At 50.0% G+C, this 20,229-nt stretch carries 14 protein-coding genes; 4 read left to right on the top strand and 10 right to left on the bottom strand.

What is annotated here, in order from left to right; all coding sequences use genetic code 11:
- The first annotated feature begins 1 nt into the window (after window position 1).
- A complete protein-coding gene (locus ACOI7Z_RS07335; protein ID WP_087849812.1) occupies window positions 2–2,692 on the top strand; it encodes a hybrid sensor histidine kinase/response regulator in 2,691 nt (896 codons plus the stop codon).
- Complete coding sequence (locus ACOI7Z_RS07330) at window positions 2,682–4,880, top strand: glycoside hydrolase family 2 protein (protein WP_087849811.1); 2,199 nt, start codon at window positions 2,682–2,684, stop codon at window positions 4,878–4,880. Before ACOI7Z_RS07335 ends, ACOI7Z_RS07330 begins: the two co-directional genes overlap by 11 nt.
- A gap of 24 nt (window positions 4,881–4,904) precedes the next feature.
- Here ACOI7Z_RS07330 and ACOI7Z_RS07325 read toward each other — a convergent pair whose 3' ends face one another.
- The 3 genes from ACOI7Z_RS07325 to ACOI7Z_RS07315 form a co-directional block, all read right to left on the bottom strand.
- On the bottom strand, window positions 4,905–5,774 hold the full coding sequence (locus ACOI7Z_RS07325; RefSeq protein WP_023289371.1) for an aldo/keto reductase: 870 nt from the start codon (window positions 5,772–5,774) through the stop codon (window positions 4,905–4,907).
- A gap of 77 nt (window positions 5,775–5,851) precedes the next feature.
- The gene (locus ACOI7Z_RS07320; RefSeq protein WP_087849810.1) at window positions 5,852–7,054 is read right to left on the bottom strand and encodes an MFS transporter; all 1,203 of its coding nucleotides are present in this window, start codon (window positions 7,052–7,054) and stop codon (window positions 5,852–5,854) included.
- Window positions 7,055–7,126: 72 nt separating this feature from the next.
- Window positions 7,127–8,263, bottom strand: a complete 1,137-nt coding sequence (locus tag ACOI7Z_RS07315; protein ID WP_065883024.1) for an alpha/beta hydrolase — start codon at window positions 8,261–8,263, stop codon at window positions 7,127–7,129.
- Window positions 8,264–8,434: 171 nt separating this feature from the next.
- On the opposite strand from ACOI7Z_RS07315, the gene ACOI7Z_RS07310 reads away from it, so the two are divergent.
- On the top strand, window positions 8,435–9,319 hold the full coding sequence (locus ACOI7Z_RS07310) for a LysR family transcriptional regulator (protein ID WP_087849809.1): 885 nt from the start codon (window positions 8,435–8,437) through the stop codon (window positions 9,317–9,319).
- Window positions 9,320–9,671: 352 nt separating this feature from the next.
- Here the strand turns inward: ACOI7Z_RS07310 and ACOI7Z_RS07305 are convergent, their stop codons facing one another.
- The 6 genes from ACOI7Z_RS07305 to licT all read right to left on the bottom strand — a co-directional run bounded on the left by ACOI7Z_RS07305 (window position 9,672) and on the right by licT (window position 17,625).
- A complete protein-coding gene (locus tag ACOI7Z_RS07305; protein ID WP_137916227.1) occupies window positions 9,672–11,300 on the bottom strand; it encodes a carbohydrate porin in 1,629 nt (542 codons plus the stop codon).
- A gap of 49 nt (window positions 11,301–11,349) precedes the next feature.
- Window positions 11,350–12,378, bottom strand: coding sequence for a Gfo/Idh/MocA family oxidoreductase (locus ACOI7Z_RS07300; RefSeq protein ID WP_087848759.1), 1,029 nt, complete (start codon window positions 12,376–12,378; stop codon window positions 11,350–11,352).
- Window positions 12,371–13,345, bottom strand: a complete 975-nt coding sequence (locus ACOI7Z_RS07295) for a Gfo/Idh/MocA family protein (protein WP_087848765.1) — start codon at window positions 13,343–13,345, stop codon at window positions 12,371–12,373. Before ACOI7Z_RS07295 ends, ACOI7Z_RS07300 begins: the two co-directional genes overlap by 8 nt.
- Before the next feature lie 17 nt (window positions 13,346–13,362).
- Window positions 13,363–14,769: a glycoside hydrolase family 1 protein gene (locus tag ACOI7Z_RS07290; protein ID WP_087848758.1), complete on the bottom strand. Its 1,407-nt coding sequence runs from the start codon at window positions 14,767–14,769 to the stop codon at window positions 13,363–13,365.
- 10 nt (window positions 14,770–14,779) lie between these two features.
- The gene (locus ACOI7Z_RS07285; RefSeq protein ID WP_087848764.1) at window positions 14,780–16,648 is read right to left on the bottom strand and encodes a beta-glucoside-specific PTS transporter subunit IIABC; all 1,869 of its coding nucleotides are present in this window, start codon (window positions 16,646–16,648) and stop codon (window positions 14,780–14,782) included.
- 89 nt (window positions 16,649–16,737) lie between these two features.
- Window positions 16,738–17,625 carry a BglG family transcription antiterminator LicT gene (gene licT / locus ACOI7Z_RS07280; RefSeq protein ID WP_240513434.1) on the bottom strand — a complete coding sequence of 296 codons (888 nt, stop codon included), beginning with the start codon at window positions 17,623–17,625 and terminating at the stop codon, window positions 16,738–16,740.
- A gap of 527 nt (window positions 17,626–18,152) precedes the next feature.
- Between licT and ACOI7Z_RS07275 the strand changes: the two genes are divergently transcribed.
- A complete protein-coding gene (locus ACOI7Z_RS07275) occupies window positions 18,153–19,268 on the top strand; it encodes an alkene reductase (RefSeq protein ID WP_064158315.1) in 1,116 nt (371 codons plus the stop codon).
- Here the strand turns inward: ACOI7Z_RS07275 and ACOI7Z_RS07270 are convergent.
- Complete coding sequence (locus ACOI7Z_RS07270) at window positions 19,265–20,176, bottom strand: LysR substrate-binding domain-containing protein (protein ID WP_049013557.1); 912 nt, start codon at window positions 20,174–20,176, stop codon at window positions 19,265–19,267. The two genes, ACOI7Z_RS07275 and ACOI7Z_RS07270, sit on opposite strands and share 4 nt — an antisense overlap.
- Between the last annotated feature and the right edge of the window lie 53 nt (window positions 20,177–20,229).

Raw genomic sequence — 20,229 nt, 5'->3', positions numbered from 1 at the left:
CATGGATGCCGCTAACCGTACCGACCTCAACCTCCTGCCCTCGGCGGTGATGATCTACGATGAGCGTGAACGACTGCAGGCCTGGAATGATAAGGTGGCGCTGTTTTATCCAACGATCGCGCCCTGGCTCGCCGTCGGCGCCTCTCTTGAGAGCCTGGCGGAGAAGTTTATCGATGCCGGATATAACATCGACCCAGGCCGGCAACAGACGCTGCGCGAGGCGATAATCCGCAACTGCCGCCAGACGAACCACTGCGAGGTCCGTCAGTCGGGCAACCGCCGGATTTACGTTCAGCATCAGCGGCTGGCGGATGGCGGGATTGTCAGCCTGCATACCGACATCACCGAGCTTGACGAGGCCCGACGCTCGCGTCACCAGCTTCACGACGACTTTTTATTCACCGCGGAGTCGATCCAGATCGGCATCTGGGACTGGCAGGTCTCCGGCGACAGCCTGCAGGTCAATGACACCCTGCTGGCGATGGTCGGCCAGTCACGGGCGCAGTGGCGCTTTCCACTGCGTTTTATGCTCAATCTGGTCCACGAGGACGATCGCGCCACCCTGCAGCAGGCGATGATCGCCTCGCAAAACGAGCATATGCCGGTTTTTGAATGTGAACTTCGCGTCCAGCACCCCACGCAGGGCTGGCGCTGGATGCTGCTCTCGGGGCAGATCGTCACCCTCAATATGCAGCAGCAGGCAGAGCGGGTGATCGGCACCTTGCAGGATATTACCCGGCGCAAAGCCGCAGAGCTGCTGGCCATTGAGGCGGCGAAGGAAGCCCGCGAGGCGAACGAAGCGAAAAGCGCCTTCCTCGCCAATATGAGCCACGAAATCCGCACCCCGATGAACGGCATTCTCGGCATGACGCAGCTCTGCCTCGACACGCCGCTGACCGCGGAGCAGCGGGAGTATCTTTCGCTGGTGATGAGCTCAGCCCAGTCGCTGCTGCACATTATTAACGACATTCTTGATTTCTCACGCATTGAGTCGGGCAAGATGCAGGTGGACGAAGAGCCGCTGGAGATCCGCCCCTTTGTTCAGTCGCTGATCCGCCCGCATATGCCTGCCGCCAGCGAAAAGGGCATTGAGCTGCTGGTGGATATCTCCCCAACGGTGCCCGAGGTGCTGATCGTCGATGGCCCCCGGCTGCGGCAAATCCTGACCAACCTGTTGGGTAATGCGCTGAAGTTCACGCATCAGGGGGAGGTTCTGCTGGCGATAGCGCCGGCCGGCGACGAAAACCGCTGGCGCTTTCGCATTCGCGATACCGGCATCGGCATCGCCGCGGAGAAGCAAAAGGCGATCTTCGAGGCTTTCAGCCAGGCCGATAGCTCCACCACCCGCCGCTACGGCGGCACCGGTCTGGGGTTAACCATTTCGGCCCGCCTGGTCAGCCTGATGGGCGGCGAGCTGACGGTGGAGAGCCAGCCCGGGGCGGGCAGCGAATTTGCCTTCACCCTGCCGCTGGCAGCGCTGCACGCCGCCGCCGACAGCGCCCCGCTGGGCCATTTTAACCACCAGCGGGTGCTGGTGGTTGACGACAACAGCACCAACCTGCGCCTGCTCGACGCCATGCTTCGCCAGATGGGGCTGATGCCAAGCTGCGTGGACAACGCCGGCGAGGCGCTACGCCGGGCCGCCGAAGGGCCGCCCTGGCCGCTGATCCTGCTGGACGCGCAGATGCCGGATATGGACGGCGTATCCCTGGCGCTGGAGCTTTCCGCCCTGCCCGAGGCCCGGCAAAGCCAGATTATTATGCTCAGCTCCATGAGCCGCCATTTTGACGCCAATATGCTCAAGCGCATCGGCATTGCTCACTATCTGCATAAACCGGTGGCGCAGCGCGAACTGCATCAGGTTATCGCCGGCATTCTGGTTCCCACGCCGGTGGTGGCGACAGCGCCAGCCCCCGTTGCGGAACCGGTCAGGGAGCAGGCCGGGCTGCATATCCTGCTGGCCGAGGACAATCTGGTTAATCAGAAGGTCGCCAGACGGCTGCTGGAACAGCTTGGCCACCGCTGCGAGGTGGTGAACAACGGCCGGGAGGCGCTGGCGCGCTGGCGCGCCGACTGCTGGGATCTCCTGCTGATCGATCTGCAAATGCCGGAGATGGACGGTGAAACCGCCATCCGCCTGCTGCGCGAAGAGACGCAGGCGCTCGGCCGGGAGCACCAGCCCGCGATGGCTATGACCGCCCACGCGATGCAGGGCGACAAAGAGCGCTGTCTGGCGATGGGCTTTGACGGCTATATCGCCAAACCGGTGAGCCAGGAGGCGCTACGGGAGGCCATCGCCCGCGTCGGCGCGGCGGAAGATAGCGGTCCGGAGGAAGAGGAAGGCCTGCCGGACGAGGCCCGCCTGCTGAAACAGTGCGCCGACGATCCTGAGCTGGTCGAGGAGCTGCTGGGGCTCTTCGCTGCTGGGCTTGACGCTGCCGCCGCCGCCCTTACCCACGCCATTAACGCTAATGACCGGGAGACGTGGCGTCGTGCCGCCCACAAACTGCGCGGCGAGGCGGCCACCCTTGGCTTTCAGCGCCTTTCCGGGGTGCTCCAGCAACTGGAGAGCCAGGCAGCCTCGCCCGACCAGAGCGTGCCGGGCGACCTGCAAGACACGCTGGCCAAGGCGATCGCGGGCTGCCACCTGTGGCTGCGCCGCAGAATGCAGGAGGCTCCCCGTGATCGCTAGACGTCTTCTGCTGCTGGTGGTTTGCCTGCCGCTGGCGCACGCCGGCTCAGCGCCGGTGACCTGGTCACTGGCCGGGCAATGGCGGGTGCATGACGCCAACGACAGCGCCTTCGACGGCGCGCAGGCTTCGGACGGCGACTGGCGCACGCTGCGGGTACCGGCAAACTGGTACAGCGCCGGATACGATCATCAGGGCGCCCTGTGGTATCGCCATCAGTTTACCCTGCATGGCCTGACGCCGGACGCCATGGCCACCCTGGTGTTTGACGGCGTCGATTACTTTGCCGAGGTGGCGCTCAACGGCAAGACGCTGGCCCGGCACGAAGGGTATTTTCAGCGCTTCCCGGTGGACATCAGCGGGGTCGTTCGCCGCCATAATAAGCTCGTCGTGCGGGTCGACAGCCCCTATGAAGACCCGCAAACGATCTGGCCGCTGCACAAAACGCTGATGAAAGGGATCCTGAACCAGCACGATACCCGCCCGGGCGGCGCCTGGTCGGTTCAGGGGCAGGATGCCAATTCCGGGGGGATCTGGGCGCCGGTGAAGCTCCATCTGAGCCGCGGCGTCACCCTCGACGAGGTGATCCTGCGCCCGGACTGGCGACAGGGGCTGGAGCAGCCCATTCTGCGTGCCGAAATCCGCTATCGGGCCGTGACCCCCGGCCCCGTCACGCTGCGCCTGACGGCCACCCCGGACAATTTTTCCGGCCCGCGTTTTCAACAGGCCTTCGCGGTCACCCTGGAGAACACCGCAGGCGTCCTGCGCGTCTCGCTCCCCATGCCCTCGGCAAAGCTCTGGTGGCCCGTGGGTGCTGGCAAACCTAACCTCTACCGGGTGCGCGCCACCCTCGCGGATAACCGGGGGATCATGGATACCGCCGTCACCCGCACCGGATTACGTAAGGTGGAAGCGCTGGCGGACAATCAGGGCTGGCGCATCAATGACAAACGGCTGTTCATCAAGGGCAGCAACTATATTGGCTCGCCGTGGCTGAGCACCATGACGCGGAAAAAATATCGCCGGGATTTCAGGCTAGTCACGGCCATGAACGCCAACGCCATCCGCGTTCATGGTCACGTGGCGGGCCGCGCGCTGTATGAGGTGGCCGATGAGATGGGGCTGATGATCTGGCAGGATGTTCCGCTGCAGTGGGGTTATGATGACAGCGTCGCCTTTGCCGATAACGCGGTGCGCCAGACCCGGGCGATGATGGACCAGTTCGGCAATTCGCCGGCGATTATTGTCTGGGGCGGTCACAACGAGCCGCCGTGGAACTCGCCCTGGATGGTGAAACGCTTCCCCGACTGGCGTAAAACCTTAAACCAGACCCTGACGCAGCGGGTGGGCGATGCGCTGGCGGAAGATACCTCCCGCATCGTGCATCGCTTTTCCGCTGTTGAAGAGCACTACTGGGCGGGCTGGTATTTCGGCACCCTGCGCGACCTGCTCGCCCCGGCGAAAACCGGGATTATTACCGAGTTTGGCGCTCAGGCGCTGCCCCGCCTCTCCACCCTGAAGACCATTATCCCGGCCCGTCTGCTGTGGCCGAAAACCACCGCCGCCGACGACCCCGGCTGGGTGCGATGGAAGTACCATAATTTTCAGCCTTTCCAGACCTTTAAATTTGCCGGTATTCCACGAGGCAACACTATTCAGGAGATGATTGAAAACACCCAGGCTTATCAGGCCAGGCTGGTGGCGCTGGCAGCGGAGAGCTATCGCCGCCAGCGTTATCAGCCGGTGACCGCCCTGTTCCACTTTATGTTTGTCGAGACATGGCCCTCCATCAACTGGGGGGTGGTGGATTATCTGCGCCAGCCGAAGGCGGGTTACTATGCCCTGCAGCGCGCCTATCAGCCGATCCTGCCATCCATCGAGCCGGTGACCGCCAGCTGGCGTCAGGGTAGCCCGGCGACGGTGCGCCTGTGGGCGATTAACGATACCTGGACGGCCTGCGAGGATTGTCGCCTGACCTGGCGGATCAGGCAAAATGGCCAGATGCTCGCTCAGGGGGAAACCACGCTGACCCTACCGCCGGACGCCGGCCAGATGATCAGGGAGCTGACCGTCACCCCCGCCGGCCCGCAGCCCGTGACGGTCGACTACCGCATCGACAACCGTCGCGGCACACGCGTGGGCGCTAACCAGCATACCGAACCCGTCGCCGCGGCGCAGGCAGCTAAATGAAGCAGACTTCACGCTGAGCCACGATCAGTCGTGGATTTTCACCCCCAGACAGCCGCGAACGAATTCAGGGTTAAAGTGTTTCACTGCTTCGCCAACGTAACCTAAATCCAGATCGCTGATTTGCGCCATTTCGCGCGCGGTGAGCGAGAAATCCCAGATGGCAAAGTTCTCTTCAATACGCTCTTGGCGGGTGGATTTAGGAATGACCGTGACGCCACGCTGCACGTTCCAGCGCAGGACCACCTGAGCAACGGTTTTTTGGTGGGCATCGGCAATCTCCTGCAGCATGGCCTCTTCATACGGATTATGTCTGCCACCGCCTAACGGCGCCCAGGCTTCCGGCTGAACGTGATAGTGCTTCATGGTTTCCAGCGCCGCGGGCTGGGCGAAATAAGGATGCAGTTCGACCTGATTCACCATCGGCCTGATTCTGACGGTTTCGCAGAAGTTAGCTAACACATGGGCGTAGAAATTGGACACGCCGATCGCTTTGAGGGTACCGGCTTCATAAGCCTCCTCCAGCGCGCGCCAGGCGCTGAAATAATCGCCCATCGCCTGATGCAACAGATAAAGATCGAAGTATTCCAGCCCGGATTTTTTTAAGGACGCGGCAATCCCGGCTTTCGCCATCCCGGCGTTGGCCATGTCCTGAACCCACAGTTTGGAGGTAATAAACAGCGCCTCGCGGGTACACAGACCTTCGGCGATGGCTTCGCGAACGGCCTCCCCCACCGCATCTTCATTATCGTAGACGGCGGCGGTATCGATGAGGCGGTAGCCGGTGCGAATGGCGTTCAGCACCGACCGCTTACACTCTGCTTTATCGGTCACCTTAAAAACGCCAAAACCCAGCATCGGCATTTTACGGTTGTTACTTAATACGCAATATTCCATGGTCAGCCCTCATGTTGTTAAACCATCATGGTAGGCCATAAACGTCGCCGCGATTACCCTGTCATTTGTGATTTGACTTATACATCCAGCTCATTAATCGGCGTGCGCTGAGATGATCTGATTTTGACAGAGAGCAGAAAAGTCGCCCCTGCCGCCGCCAGCAGTAACAGACCGCTCAGTGCAAAATTGCTGCGCCATCCCAGACTATCAAACACCCGGCCGCCTGCCGTTGACCCGAGGGCAATCGATAGCTGGATCACGGCGACCATCAGACCACCGCCCGCCTCCGCATCCTCGGGCAGCGTCCGCGCAATCCATGTCCACCAGCCGGTGGGCGCGGCCGTCGCCAGCAGGCCCCACAGGCTTAACAGTACGGCGACTGATCCCGTGTGGTGTCCGGCCAGCAGAAGCGTTCCGGCAATCGCGGCCATGACCAAAGGGATAGCCACCAGCGTCGGATAAAACCGGGCGTTCAGCGCGCTCGAAATAAGCAGCGTGCCGACGAAACCGGCAGTACCCATCGCCAGCAATATCAGGGACAGACCAGAGGAACTGACTCGGGTCACGGTCTCCAGAAACGGTCGCACATAGGTAAATAAGGTAAACTGCCCCATAAAAAACAGCCCGCAGGCCAGCAATCCAAGGAATACCGTCGAGCGCCGGAACAGACCCAGCACGGTTCCCTGCGGCTGTGGTGCGCGCTGGCTTTTCATCGACGGCAGACTAACGCATTGCCAGACGAAAGCCACCATCGCCAGCGGGACGAGACATAAAAAGGCGCCGCGCCAGCCGACGGTGGCCCCCAGGTAGCTGCCCAGCGGCGCTGCCACAACGGTGGCCAGCGCGTTGCCGCTGTTAAAGATGGCCAATGCGCGGGGGACCTGGCGTTGCGGCACCAGGCGAATGGCCGTTGCGGCCGACATAGACCAGAAGCCGCCGATGACGATCCCAATGAGCGCCCTGCCCAGCATATAAACTGGATAGCAGGACGCCAGGGCAATCATCATTCCCGAGACCGCCATCAGCGCCGTGAGCGCTAACAGAAGGTATTTACGATCCCATGCTCCCGCAAGGCGAGAAATGGTCAGGCTGGTCAGCACCGCCAGCGCGCCTGAAATGGCAATGCCCTGACCGGCTAATCCTTCGGTGACGCCTAAATCGCCAGCGATGGGCGTTAACAGGCTGACCGGCATAAATTCTGAGGCAATGAGTACAAATACGCAGAGCGTCATCGCCAGGACGCCGCTCCAGTGTGCCCGGGTGTTACTTAATGCAGACATTATTTAGCTCCGACCATACAAAGCCGCCCGCAGGCGCGTGGCGGCATTGGGGATGTCTCCGGCACCGGAGATCTATTTCAGGTTGGTTTTAAAGAACTGCTCAAACTGACTAAAGGGAATTTTGCCTGCGGCGTTGTCATAAAGATCGACATGGTTTGCGCCAGGGACAATCACCAGTTCTTTCTTATTGCTGCCAATAGCCTTATAGGCATCTTCGGCAAAATAGCGAGAATGGGCTTTTTCGCCAGTCACGATAAGCGTCGGAATAGTCACTTCGCCGGCATAATTCAGCAGCGGCATATTCATAAACGACAGCGGCATCGTCGCATTCCATGCCCCGGTTGAATTAACCGAACGCGGATGGAAACCACGCGGCATACGGTAATAATCGAAGAACTCTTTCAGGACCGGGTTGGGATTGGCGGGCAAGGTTTCCGGCAAAATACGATCGGCAGCGCTGACGTTGCCTTTATCATCAACATAAATGTCATGCCCGCCGGGGGCGAAAGTGCCGTTTGCCGCATCCTTCCAGCGCTGCGCGTTCAGGTACTGCAGTACCGCTCGGCGGTCGGCGGTCGTGTAGCGGTCTTTGCCATCGCCGACTCCATGCCCCATCGCGCGGCTCATGTCATACATGACGCTGGTCGCCACCGCTTTGACGCGCGTATCCATCGCCGCGTCGTTTAAGGCCATACCGCCCCATCCGCAAATGCCGAGCAAACCGATACGGTGGCGATCCACCTCTTTTTGCAGGCCCAGAAAGTCCACCGCGGCACTGAAATCCTCGGTATTGATGTCCGGCGAGGCCACATTACGTGGGTAGCCACCGCTTTCACCCGTATAGGATGGGTCAAACGCCAGGGTGACAAACCCCTGCTCGGCCAACGTCTGGGCATACAGGCCGCTGGATTGCTCTTTTACCGCGCCGAAAGGACCGCTAACGGCAATGGCGGCCAGTTTGCGGTCGCCGCGATCCTTCGGCAAGTAGAGGTCTCCTGCTAAGGTAATCCCGTAGCGGTTGTGGAAGGTCACCTTACGATGATCCACTTTCACGCTCTCAGGAAATGTTTTGTCCCATTTTTCAATCAAAGAGACAGGCGTATTCGGGTTAGTCGTATCAGCATAACTCATCGTTGTGACTCCACTTAGTGAGGCGCAAAGCAGCATGGCAGGTATCGCGGCTGTCAGTTTTTTGGTGAAAACCGTCATCAAAGTCCCCTAAATAAACGTGATCAATGCAAATCTCCAGTAGACAACGCTGCTGCGCTTTGTTGTCGTGGGCTTAGTGTAGCCAGCAGTAATAGTGCTGATTAGTGGGTGAAAAATGCTAAGATTAATACCATATTGTTCTAAATGGCATGAGGATTACGAGGCGGTAGAATGGCGAAACGAGAAAACTATAATGACCTTTATCTGTTTATGCAGGTGGTGCGGGAAGGCAGTTTTACCGCCGCAGCGCAACGACTCGGCCTGGCGCAGTCCGGGATCAGCCGTGCGGTTCGTGAACTTGAAGAGCGCCTGGGCGTTCAGCTTCTGATGCGCACCACCCGCCGTTTGTCGCTCACTCAGGCGGGTGAGCAGCTCTATCACAATGTCGAATCTGGTTTCGACGCCTTAGATATGGGACTCGCCACGCTGGCCCACTATCGTCAAACGCCCTCCGGTACGGTACGCATCAATGCCAGCCAGCATGCCATTGATAAAGTCCTGCTGCCGAAGCTGGCAGTATTTAAACAACGCTATCCCGATATCAGACTGGAACTGATCAGCGAAAGCCGTTTTGTCGATATTATTGCGGAGCGATTCGATGCGGGCGTACGTCTGGGCCCGGAAGTCGGAAGCGGCATGATTGCGGTACGCATTTCGCGCGATATGGAGATGGCGGTGGTGGGTACACCGGAACATTTTCGACGCTACGGCTTTCCACAAACGCCCGCCGATTTAGTCGTCCACCCCTGCATCGCTTATCAGTTTGGCGACGGCAGCCTTTACGCCTGGGAACTTAACGTGGATGGCAAAAAAATCACTCATCCGCCGCAGGGACAGTGGGCTTTCGCCGATAGCTATATGGAAGCCAAAGCGGCCAGGCTCGGTCTGGGGCTGGCCTATGTCCCGGAAGAACTGATTACCGACGATCTAGCGCAGGGCACGCTTATACGGGTGCTCCAGCGTTATAGCCAGCGTCTGGAAGGTTCATTTCTCTATTACCCGCACCGCAATGTATCGCCCGCGCTGAGAGCGGTTATTGATACATTGCGAATGTAGCAGAGGTTGCCTGCGGGCTGCAGGCAACATGGAGCGTTTAGTGCCTGGTTACGTATTCCCCCTGTAATACTATGTCTGATTATGTCCACCATCAATTTGATGGCCACTATCTATAAAACAACACTGGAGGCGGACGTGTCTTACAACACTCGCCCCCACCCTCCATTTGATATTCATGACAAATAGGTATACTTGAACCCGACCACTCTTCTGTCGAAGTTATCGTCACAGAACGGAACACGCCACGCGGAGTATAGCGCTCGATTATATACCCGAAACCAAATATGATTTATATAAGTCAAGGTAAAATACACATATAATCATGTTAAACTTAAGATATAAGATAGTAGATTTACCACCACACTTCAGCTTGAGTACCAATGGTAAACTGGTCTTTCTTGTAATCATTAAATTCAAACTGAGTAATTTCATTATCAAAACTTTTCAGATATGTCGCATAAAAACGAATTTCTGGTCTTGAAGTCAACATACTCGTATTGACTTTAAAGGTATGGAACAGTGTTGTTTTCAGGCCCGACTCTTTATAATCGACACCACCAGTTTTATTAGTTTGAGTAAACCAGCCGAGCTCTACGCCACTCTGATTATAGATATCCCAGATGTAAGCAGGCCTTACCACAATTCGGGTGGAGTTAAAATCAGTATGGGGACCAGTATAATAATCATAGACATCATTACCAAAACTATAAACAAATGCATGCGCGACAATGTATCTTGAACCAATATAATTTTCGCCTTCTGAAAGGAATCTGTAGGCTTTACCATTAGTATGCTCACCATAATACTGCCCGTTATAGCCATAAAGAGCACCGGAGTCAGAAACTAATGAGAATCCGCTGGCAATCGAGTTGTTCGCAGTCTGGAAACTAAAATTAGTAAAACCACCTCTTTTCCAGTTTTGAGTTAATGTACCACCAACATGCCAGGCCTCTTTAACGCTATAATAAGTACCGTTATCTTCATTTTTCTTATTAAGGTCAGTTTTATTCGGAGTGGAATACCGTCCCCATACGTCAACCGTCGCATCAGACCAGACTGGCGTTTTATTGTAACGAATGTCAATGGTATTCGTGTTAATCTGTTGCGTCTGGTCATCATCCGGGTTAACGCTGTGGGCGTCTAAGTCCTCACGCGTTAAGGCCATATTTAAATAGCCAGGGCCAAGACGCCAGTTTTCAATACCAACCCCGGCGGCGGCATCTGATTGATGATACTTGAAGTCCAACATCTGGATTTCAAGTTTAGGTAATTTATGTTTACCAACCCAGAAATCTGCATCCTTCGCAAACGGTAAAAATCCCTTTGTCGTAAGGTAAATATCAGAGAACTGCATCAGATTCTCTGAATTGCTATCAAACCAGCCTGCGCTATACTGAGAACCAACGTTACCATCGAACATGACTACTGCCTTGGCGCTTCTGCCATTCTCTTTATAAACGCGCTGAGAAAGTTCCAGATCGAACCATGAGCTATTTTCCTGCCCAAAACGCCCCAAAGATCCAATAGCATACGATTTTGCAGGTCCTCTATTCCCTACCGAGTAACCAGAACGAAAATACCCGGAGTAATTAAATCCGATATCATCCTTCACAAAAGCAGATATTTCTTTGAGAGTATATTTTTTATCACTCGTATTATTTTTGGATTGCGTTGTTCCTGATGGCTTAGTGACAGATACAGTTTCAACCCTATCTCCTGATTGATCAGATAATATTGGTTGTTGTTTCGCCGCAATGTGAGAACGCTGGAGTTCTTCATTCTTATTTATCACCAATTGCTGTGCGTTCAACTTCTTTTTTGTTTCCTGGAGATCCGCCTGTGTTTCTTTTAATTGCTTCTGGAGTTGAGCTATTTGCTCCTCAATACTTAAAGTTGAGGTAGCAAGAGCAGAGTTAGAGGATAGAATAGCAGTACATACAGCCAAAGATAAACACCCTTGCTTAAAGGTTATATTTTTCATTTAGTTATCCAATCATTCGGGAATTGGCCGCTATACAGCGGCCTCATGATTAATAGAGTTCTTTCACTCCATTTTCTAATAAGGAAATTTGTTTTAATATTTGTTCAGGAGTGACAAGGCGCTCCTTTCCATTTTTAAGGGTGGCGAAAAGCGCGTCATAATAACGACCATAATCTCCATTAACGGAAATAACTCTCTGTTCATTAAAATCACCCGCATCATCTATATAAGTCAATACGCCATAATCTGCGGGGAGATCAATGCCAAAATCAGGATTATGAGGCATATAGCCTAACTTCAGATGCTCCTCTTGTTTGTCTTTTTTCTCTTTTACAAACATCCCTTTTTTACCATATACTACAAAACTTGGTCTTTCTTTAATTCTAAAATAGCTGGATTTAACCGAAACTTTTAATTTCCCATAATATAAATCAAGGTCAAAATAATCATTCATCCGTCCATGACCAAGGATCTGTTTCACATCATAATGTACAGAATCTGGCGTACCGAAGACAGAAATAATCTGGTCAAGCGTATGACAACCATGTCCGAATAAATAACCATTTACTTTATCAAAATGGTTAATAGATTCAGGTACCTGAGGCCTGAAATAATCATAGTGCATCTCAATTTCCAGAAGGTCTCCGAGGACACCGCTATCAATCACTTTCTGAACGGTCAGAAAATCGCTATCAAAACGTCTATTCTGGTATGACTGAACGACCACCCCCATCTGCGAAGCAAGCTCCAGAAGCTCTTTAGCCTGCTCAAGTGTTTCAGTAAAGGGCTTTTCCACAACACAGTGTTTGCCCGCAAGAATGGCCTTCTTCGCCATTTCATAGTGAAACTGCGATGGAGTAGTAATAATCACTGCATCGATCTCGTCATCTTTCAACAGGTCAGCAAGTTCCTGTGTATATTGAATACCATCAATTTGTGGCCACTGATCTCTTTCAAGATTCACAGAATAAATGGTTTTAACAGTGATCGAATCTTTCCGTTCTAGCACAAATGGCAAATGATAACGGTTTGCACTTTTACCGTTACCGATATAACCAATAATCATTTTGTCAGACATTTTTAACCCCGATATTCTGTTGGTGACGAGCCTTCTCAATAACGTTCAGGACATTGATACTGGTTTCCAGCATTTTTGATGCCAGAGAAAAATCTCTCATTGATATAATTTCAATGAATTTTCTAAATTCAGGAAGCAAACGATGCTTTTCAACATGCTCAATATGTTTAGCGGGTATGGCATTAGGTTTTAGCTCATATCCAACCATCTGATTTGTTGGTTTATTGAGAGTAATGCACCCCATTTCCCCCTGAATCGTTGAAGACACAGGCGCATGGCAGTCTTTCGCACCGACGCATACAGCCTTGAAAGAACCATAGTCCATGAGCAACATTCCACTGGTATCGACACCCTGGGATATATTCGCCTGATAAATGACACCTTCAGGCATTCCAAAAAGGCCAACAACAAAGTGGATATTATAGATATTAATATCCATCAAAGCACCGCCGCCCTTTCTGGCGTCAAAGGCTGGATGGATAATATTATTTTTGAAGTCACTATAACGCGATGATAACTGGCTATAATTCATACTAACGATTTTGATATCGCCAAGAGCTGGCAAATCACGTTTTAAATTCGAATATGAATCAAGATAGTGAATATTCATGGCTTCAAGAACAACCAGGCCTTTAGACTCGGCCAGCTCCTTCAGATGCAATAGCTCAGCAACATCAATTACAATGGGTTTTTCTATGATCACATGCTTACCACTTTCCAGTGCTTTTACTGCAAATGTGTAATGCAGATGATTCGGTAAAGCCACATAAATAGTATCTACGTCGCTATTTAATAGCTCATCATAGCTAAAAAATGCCTTCCCATTTTGACATAAGTGAGCCAGTTTTTCCGTTTCGTCTTTTGTCGCTTCAGTACCCAGAATAGAAACAGATTCCAGCTCAAGATCGTTAATAAATGACATCACATCCTTGACGATCATTCCTGTGCCTAAAATACCCAGTTTCATATTTATACCTATATGCATTAACGCATCAATGATTTGCCATTAGAATTAATAACGTCTTTATACCAGAAAAATGATTTTTTCTTATATCGGGCCATGGTCCCTGAACCATCGTTATTGCGGTCCACATAAATCAGCCCATAGCGTTTTTTCATTTCGGCAGTTGACGCGCTCACGAGATCAATACAGCCCCAGGTAGTAAATCCCATGACAGGAACGCCATCTGCAATGGCCTCCTCGACCTGAACCAGATGTTCATTGAGGTATTTAATCCGGTAATCATCTTCGACCGTGAAGTTACCATTGATATCTGTCACTAAGACATCCTGGGCTCCAAGTCCGTTTTCTACGATAAACAGTGGCTTTTGATAGCGGTCATAGTACTTGTTCAATGTAATCCGTAGACCTTTCGGATCGATCTGCCATCCCCACTCACTAGATTCGAGGTATGGGTTTGGTACACCACCAATAAGATTGCCAATAGCAGGTTTGATCGATTTATCAGCCGTTTCACACACGCTCACATAGTAGCTGAATGAAACAAAATCAACGGTATTTTGAAGAATTTTCTCATCGCCATCTTCAGAATGAATCCTGATATTATTTTCTTTGAAATATCTTTTCATATATCCAGGGTAGTACCCGCGAACATGAACATCGCCAAAGAAATCATTCATATGCTCCGCTTGCATCGCAACCAAAACATCATCTGGATTTGGTGTCAATGGGTAAATCGGCATGCTTAAGATCATACAACCAAATTTAGCATCTGGCATGATTTCACGGCCTTTACTAATCGCTAATGCACTGGCAATAAATTCATGATGCACCGCCTGAAACAGGTCTTGCTTACTGAGCTGTTCTTTAGGCGTAAAAATACCTCCGCTCATCAGCGGCTGATGTAACACTGAGTTAATTTCATTAAATGTTAGCCAGTATTTAACCTTGTGTTTATAACGTTCAAATATCGTTGTGGCAAAATTCGTATAGAATTCCACCATCCTACGATTTGCCCAGCCATTATATTTTTTTGATAAATTTAACGGTGTTTCATAGTGAGAAATTGTCACCAGTGGTTCGATACCGTACTTATGACATTCGTCAAAAAGGTCATCATAAAACTTCAACCCTTTTTCATTTGGGATGGAATCATCTCCGTTTGGAAAAATTCGACTCCAGGCAATTGATGTCCGAAAGACCTTAAATCCCATCTCGGCAAACATTTTGATGTCATCTTTATACCGATGATAGAAATCAATACCCTTTAGTTTCAGGTTATCGCAGGTGGGCAGCTCAGTGACTGGAGCCATAATGCCTTTGGGCAGAACATCCTGGATACTAAGACCTTTTCCATCAACGTCAAAAGCACCTTCACACTGATTAGCCGCAACGGCTCCTCCCCAGAGAAAATCATTCGGAAAACTCATAACACCTCCTTCAAGCTATAGCCAGAATGTTCGAATTAAATACAGCCTTAGAATCCATCGATGCACTGACATCTTGATATTCTTCGGTATTTGTTACGATAACAATTGTCGTCGGGTCATACCCTTCAGACTTAATATAATCAATATCAAACTCAATAAGTAAATCGCCTTTTTTAACCTTGTCGCCATTTTTAATAAATGCTTTGAAACCATTGCCATCAAGCTGCACTGTATCCAGCCCGACATGAATAAGAAGCTCGATACCATCAAGTGACTTTAGGCCAATGGCATGATTTGTGGTAAATATAGAGAGGACGTCGCCATCGAATGGACTGATAACCTTGCCTACCGTTGGATGGATACCAATTCCTTTCCCTAAAATTTGATTAGCAAAAGTGGCATCGGATACATCACCTAACGCAATGATTTCACCTTCAACGGGCGAAGTAATATTTTTCATCTCAACCGCGACAACTTTTTTATCCTGGAGAACATCCTTTTTCAGTTCTTTTGCGTTCTCATCAACCGGGTCTTCAAACCCTAAGAAGAGGGTTAAAAGAATAGTCAGGACAATAACAATAACAGCAGCGACACAAGCTAATATAAGATTTAAGTTATTCGAATGATCGATAAATATCGGCATAGCAACTAGAGAAGCGATACCAAAACCATGAGCAGATAATTTAAATGCGCCAACAATCCCGCCAGTAATACCCGAAGCGATACACGCCGCAAGCATAGGTTTTTTCAGTGGTAAGTTCACGCCATACATACAGGGTTCGGTCAGACCAGCAAATATAGCGGTAAACCCTGCCGCCAACGACTTCTGCTTAAGTGCATTATTTTTTGTTTTGATACCTACACCGATACAAGCTGCACCTTGCGCCATATTAATAACTAACATCGCCGGGATAATCAGCATCTCCCCGCCCGGAGTGGCCAGGGCTGGTATGGTAATCGTAAGAAATGCCCAGTGCATGCCTGTCATGACAATAAATGGCATGATTGCACTAAGCACTACCATCACAATAATATGGAAGCTGTCGGGGATTGATGAGATGACATAAACGAGATATTTACCAAAAATTGCTCCTAATGGCCCGAGTAATAAGAATGCGATCGGCGCGGAGATAAGGATAATCAGCGCAGGGTTCAGAAATCCTTTTGTGATATTAGGGGTAATACGATCGACGAACTTCTCGATATATGAAATAACCCAGGCATTCAAAATAGCGGGAATGACCGTCGAACCATAGTGCGCGGAGATAACAGGCACTCCCAGGAAAAGTAATTTTTGCGAGTCATCCCCCATCAACGCTACGAAATCAGGATGCAAAAGTACTGCCGTGACGACAGCTACTAATGGTGCATTCGTATTAAATCGCTTAGCTGCTGCATATGAGATGAGGATCGGCATAAAGTAGAATGCGGCATCACCGATGGCACCTAACAACTTCATTGAAGTTGAGTCTGTCGACACAAAAAAACCAAGTATGAGATACAGAATTTTTACCATCCCAGCGCCGATCAAGGCAGGGATCACTGGCATCATGCTTCCGGCAATAACATCAATGATACGTTCGTGAACACTCTTTTTCTTCGCTTGTGCATTGTCCGTATTTGTCAGGCCATCAACATTAACGAGCTTTTTTACTTCATCATAGAACTTAACAACATTCTTCCCAATAATAACCTGATACTGATTCCCCTGTCGGACAACACCGGATACGCCAGCGATATTTCTGACTTTATTATCATCAACAATAGAATCATCTTCCAGGTTGAAACGCAAGCGAGTCATACAATGCACAAGCCCTTTGACATTACTATCCCCGCCGAGCTCTTCAAGAAGAGCTTCAGCATTTGATTTGTAATTCATTTCATACTCCATATATATGGTAGGCATAGTAGTGCCTCAGGCACTACTAAAATATACTGTTCTATCTGTAGACTGATTGAATGGGCTGATTATCTGTTTGAATTAAGTAGCCGATTTATATGTACGACCAAATACAATGTTTCCTCTTCTGTCATGTTGTACTTATATTCTACAAAAACATATTTTTTAACCTTATCCGCACAAGCATACTCCCTTGGGTACTGGCTACGGATAGTATTTATAAACTCCTGGTCACCATTTGTATAACTTTGTTTTTTTAGTAACCTTTGGCTGAAAAATCTCAGGTGCGTCAGAAAGCGATAATAGTCAAGACCTTCTTCATCAAACTCAAGGTTAAAATTATATTTTACAATATTTAACACCCCTTGAATGAGACGAGTCATCGCAATAGTTTCATCAAAAATCCCAGTTGTTAATGCATTCACTATATGTAATGCGATAAAACCGGCCTCCTCCTGAGGCAGTTCAATACCAATGCGGTTCTTGATATGTTTTATTGCATACAGACCTAATGCATATTCATGATTATAAAATCGCTTTGTTTCCCATGTCAGCGGATTTGTAAAGACTATTCCCTTTTTTGTCCTTTCAATGGCAAAGTTCAGGTGATCCGTCAGTGAGATATAAATGTTATCACTTAATTTCTTCCCCAGTGACAACTTAAAATACTGGATTATTTCATCAGTGACCTGTATGTGCTCATAGGGTATTTTTTTAACCAGGTTCTGAAATTTTGAGCTCACACCCGTATCGTCCAATTTAAATATTTTCTCAATCTTCTCCGGTGCAACTGTTTCTCCAGGCTTAGACTGAAACCCCAAACCTTTGCCAATCGCAATACACTCATCACCGTTACGATCCGTACAAATTATTTGGTTATTGTTAATTATTTTTTGTACTTTCATTTGACCATAAGCCTCAATAACCACAAAAACAAAAAAACCAAGCCCATGCATAAACTTTCTGTTATGCGGAACTTGGTCATGCCAGCTTTAACTGTAACACCCAATTCAGATTTTGATTAGCACTGTGATGCTGTGATTCACGATAACGATACAATCAGTCGAAATCTGTGAACTATCTCAAAAAAAAGCAAAACATAATAAAACGCATATTAATCAATAAATTACTTAGATTTTATCTATTTTTTTAAATTTTTCATAGTACTTTTTCTTCAGCCGATTCACCAAGTTACCATGCATAATAACAATTTTTTAATACGCGAAAACAACGGACTGAACAGCAGACAAATCATTCATAAACACCTAATAATATTAAAATTTTCAATCTTACCCTGACATAAAACCATCTCATTGTTTGTGTCTGTTTGCATACAAAACCAGATACCGCCAACACTTAATTAACACACAAAAGCAAATAGGTCTTAATTGTAGAATTTATGGAACAACTGTTCGGAACAAAGCCCTATTTTTTTTTTCGCTTTAACTCCCCATCATTTCAAAATTCACTTGAGGAACGAATAATGAATGAACTGTTTTCCCCCTTTAAATTAGGCGATGTAACTCTTAATAACCGTATTGTAATGGCCCCTATGACACGCTCAAGAGCCAGGAAAGGTGACACAGCCGATGAGCTAACGGCTAAATATTATGCTCAACGAGCTTCTGCTGGACTGATTATCACTGAGGGAGCGCAGATATCAGTTCAGGGACAGGGATACCTGTTCACGCCTGGAATTTACAACCAGAGCCAGATTGAAGGCTGGAAAAAGACGACTCAAGCGGTCCATGAACGTGGTGGAAAAATATTCATTCAGTTATGGCATGTTGGTCGCATTTCAAGCACAAGTTTACAGCCAAATGGTCAAGCACCGGTCAGCTCCGTCGCGGTGAAAGCTGAAGGGTCACATTGTTTTGCATATGATGTAAATGGTCAGCCTGGGTCTGTCGATGTCTCCACCCCTAAGGCGCTGACTACAGCTGAAATTGAGGGGATTGTGCAAGACTATGTCGTTGCAGCCAGAAATGCGATTACCGCTGGGTTTGACGGTATTGAGATCCACGCGGCTAACGGTTACCTGCTAGAACAATTCATTAATGGCGGCCTGAATACACGCAACGACGAATTTGGCGGCAAGGATACCGAGAACCGCTTAAAGTTCGTCCTGATGGTTACTGACGCCATTGCTAACGCCATTGGGGCCAGTAAAACGGGCATCCGCCTGGCGCCTTTCGGCCGTTTGTTTGATATGCACGCTTTTGACGGCGAAGAAGAGACTTGGTTACTTCTGGCGAAGAAACTTGGTCAACGTTCCCTCGCTTACGTGCATCTCAGTGACCAAAAGACACTCGGGCAACAGGCAATCCCGGAAGGGTTTATTGAAAAATTCAGAGCGGCGTACCCCGGTACGTTGATTATTGCTGGTGGCTTTGATAAAGCGAAAGCTGAAGAATACCTGGCCACTAATAAATCTGACCTGATTGCCTTTGGCCGCCCCTATATTGCGAACCCTGATTTAGTTGAGCGAATGGCTAATAACTGGCCGTTAAATGAGGTCAAGCCGACAGGTACCTATGGCGGCGGCGAGGAAGGTTATACTGACTACCCTTCCTGGCCTGAAACCGAAACCACATCCTAATCCAGTCGCCCTTCTTCCGCTGCCGAGACGAGCGTGTCTACAACATAGCGAATCTTCGGCAGCAACTGCCGACTCCTGGGCCACAATGCGCTGATGGGCATTTCTCCGCCAGCATAGTCGGCCAATACTTCTTGTAATTGCCCATTTTCCAGCCACGGCCTCACTAACCATAGGGGAAGTTGCGAAAGGCCACATCCGGCCAGCGTCGCTGCAAGCAACGCATCACCATCCGCAAATTCATGGGTTGCGGGAGGAATACATCTCGTTATCAACCCGTCTTTATCTTTTAAGATCCATGATATGGGCTGATTACGTCGAAAACCCATAATACATTTATGTTCTGCCAGGTCTTCGGGCGTGAGCGGCGATTTATGGCTATCAAGATAATCAGGGGCGCCGCATATCACTAACTTTTGGGTTGTCAGCCTTCGCGCAACCAAAGCACTGCTATCCGCTAGTTCACCGATACGAATAACAAGATCGATACCTTCTTCTATGAGATCAACAAAGCGTTCGCTAAAAGTGACAGATAGAACAAGCTCTGGATAGTCCTGGTTAATTTTTAACAGTATCGGTAATATTCTTTGACGACCAAATGCGGCCGGAAGGTCGACCCTTAAACGACCCGAGGGTTCGCAGATATGCGAGGAGAGTTCTGATTCTGCCTGCTCCAGTATTTCTATCGCACTCTGGCAACTTTCAAGAAAACGTTCACCATCAGGTGTAAGGCTTAATCGCCTTGTGGAGCGTTGAAAAAGCTTTAGTCCTAGACGATCTTCCAGGCGACTCACGCTTTTGCCGATTGCCGATTTTGTGAGTCCCAGTTGTTCTGCCGCCGCTGTAAAGCTTCCCAGCTTTGCGGTTGAGACAAATGCGGTAATGCCGCCAAGGTGATCAATTTTACGCACCTGTAGCTCCTAATGAGTTGATAATATTTAAATTTATTATAACCACCCAGCCT

The organism is Klebsiella sp. C283 (assembly GCF_048822555.1).
GTDB classification, from domain to species: Bacteria; Pseudomonadota; Gammaproteobacteria; order Enterobacterales; family Enterobacteriaceae; genus Klebsiella; species Klebsiella quasipneumoniae.
Note: the sequence above shows the minus strand (reverse complement) of the source record. Positions and strands in the feature narration are given on the sequence as shown.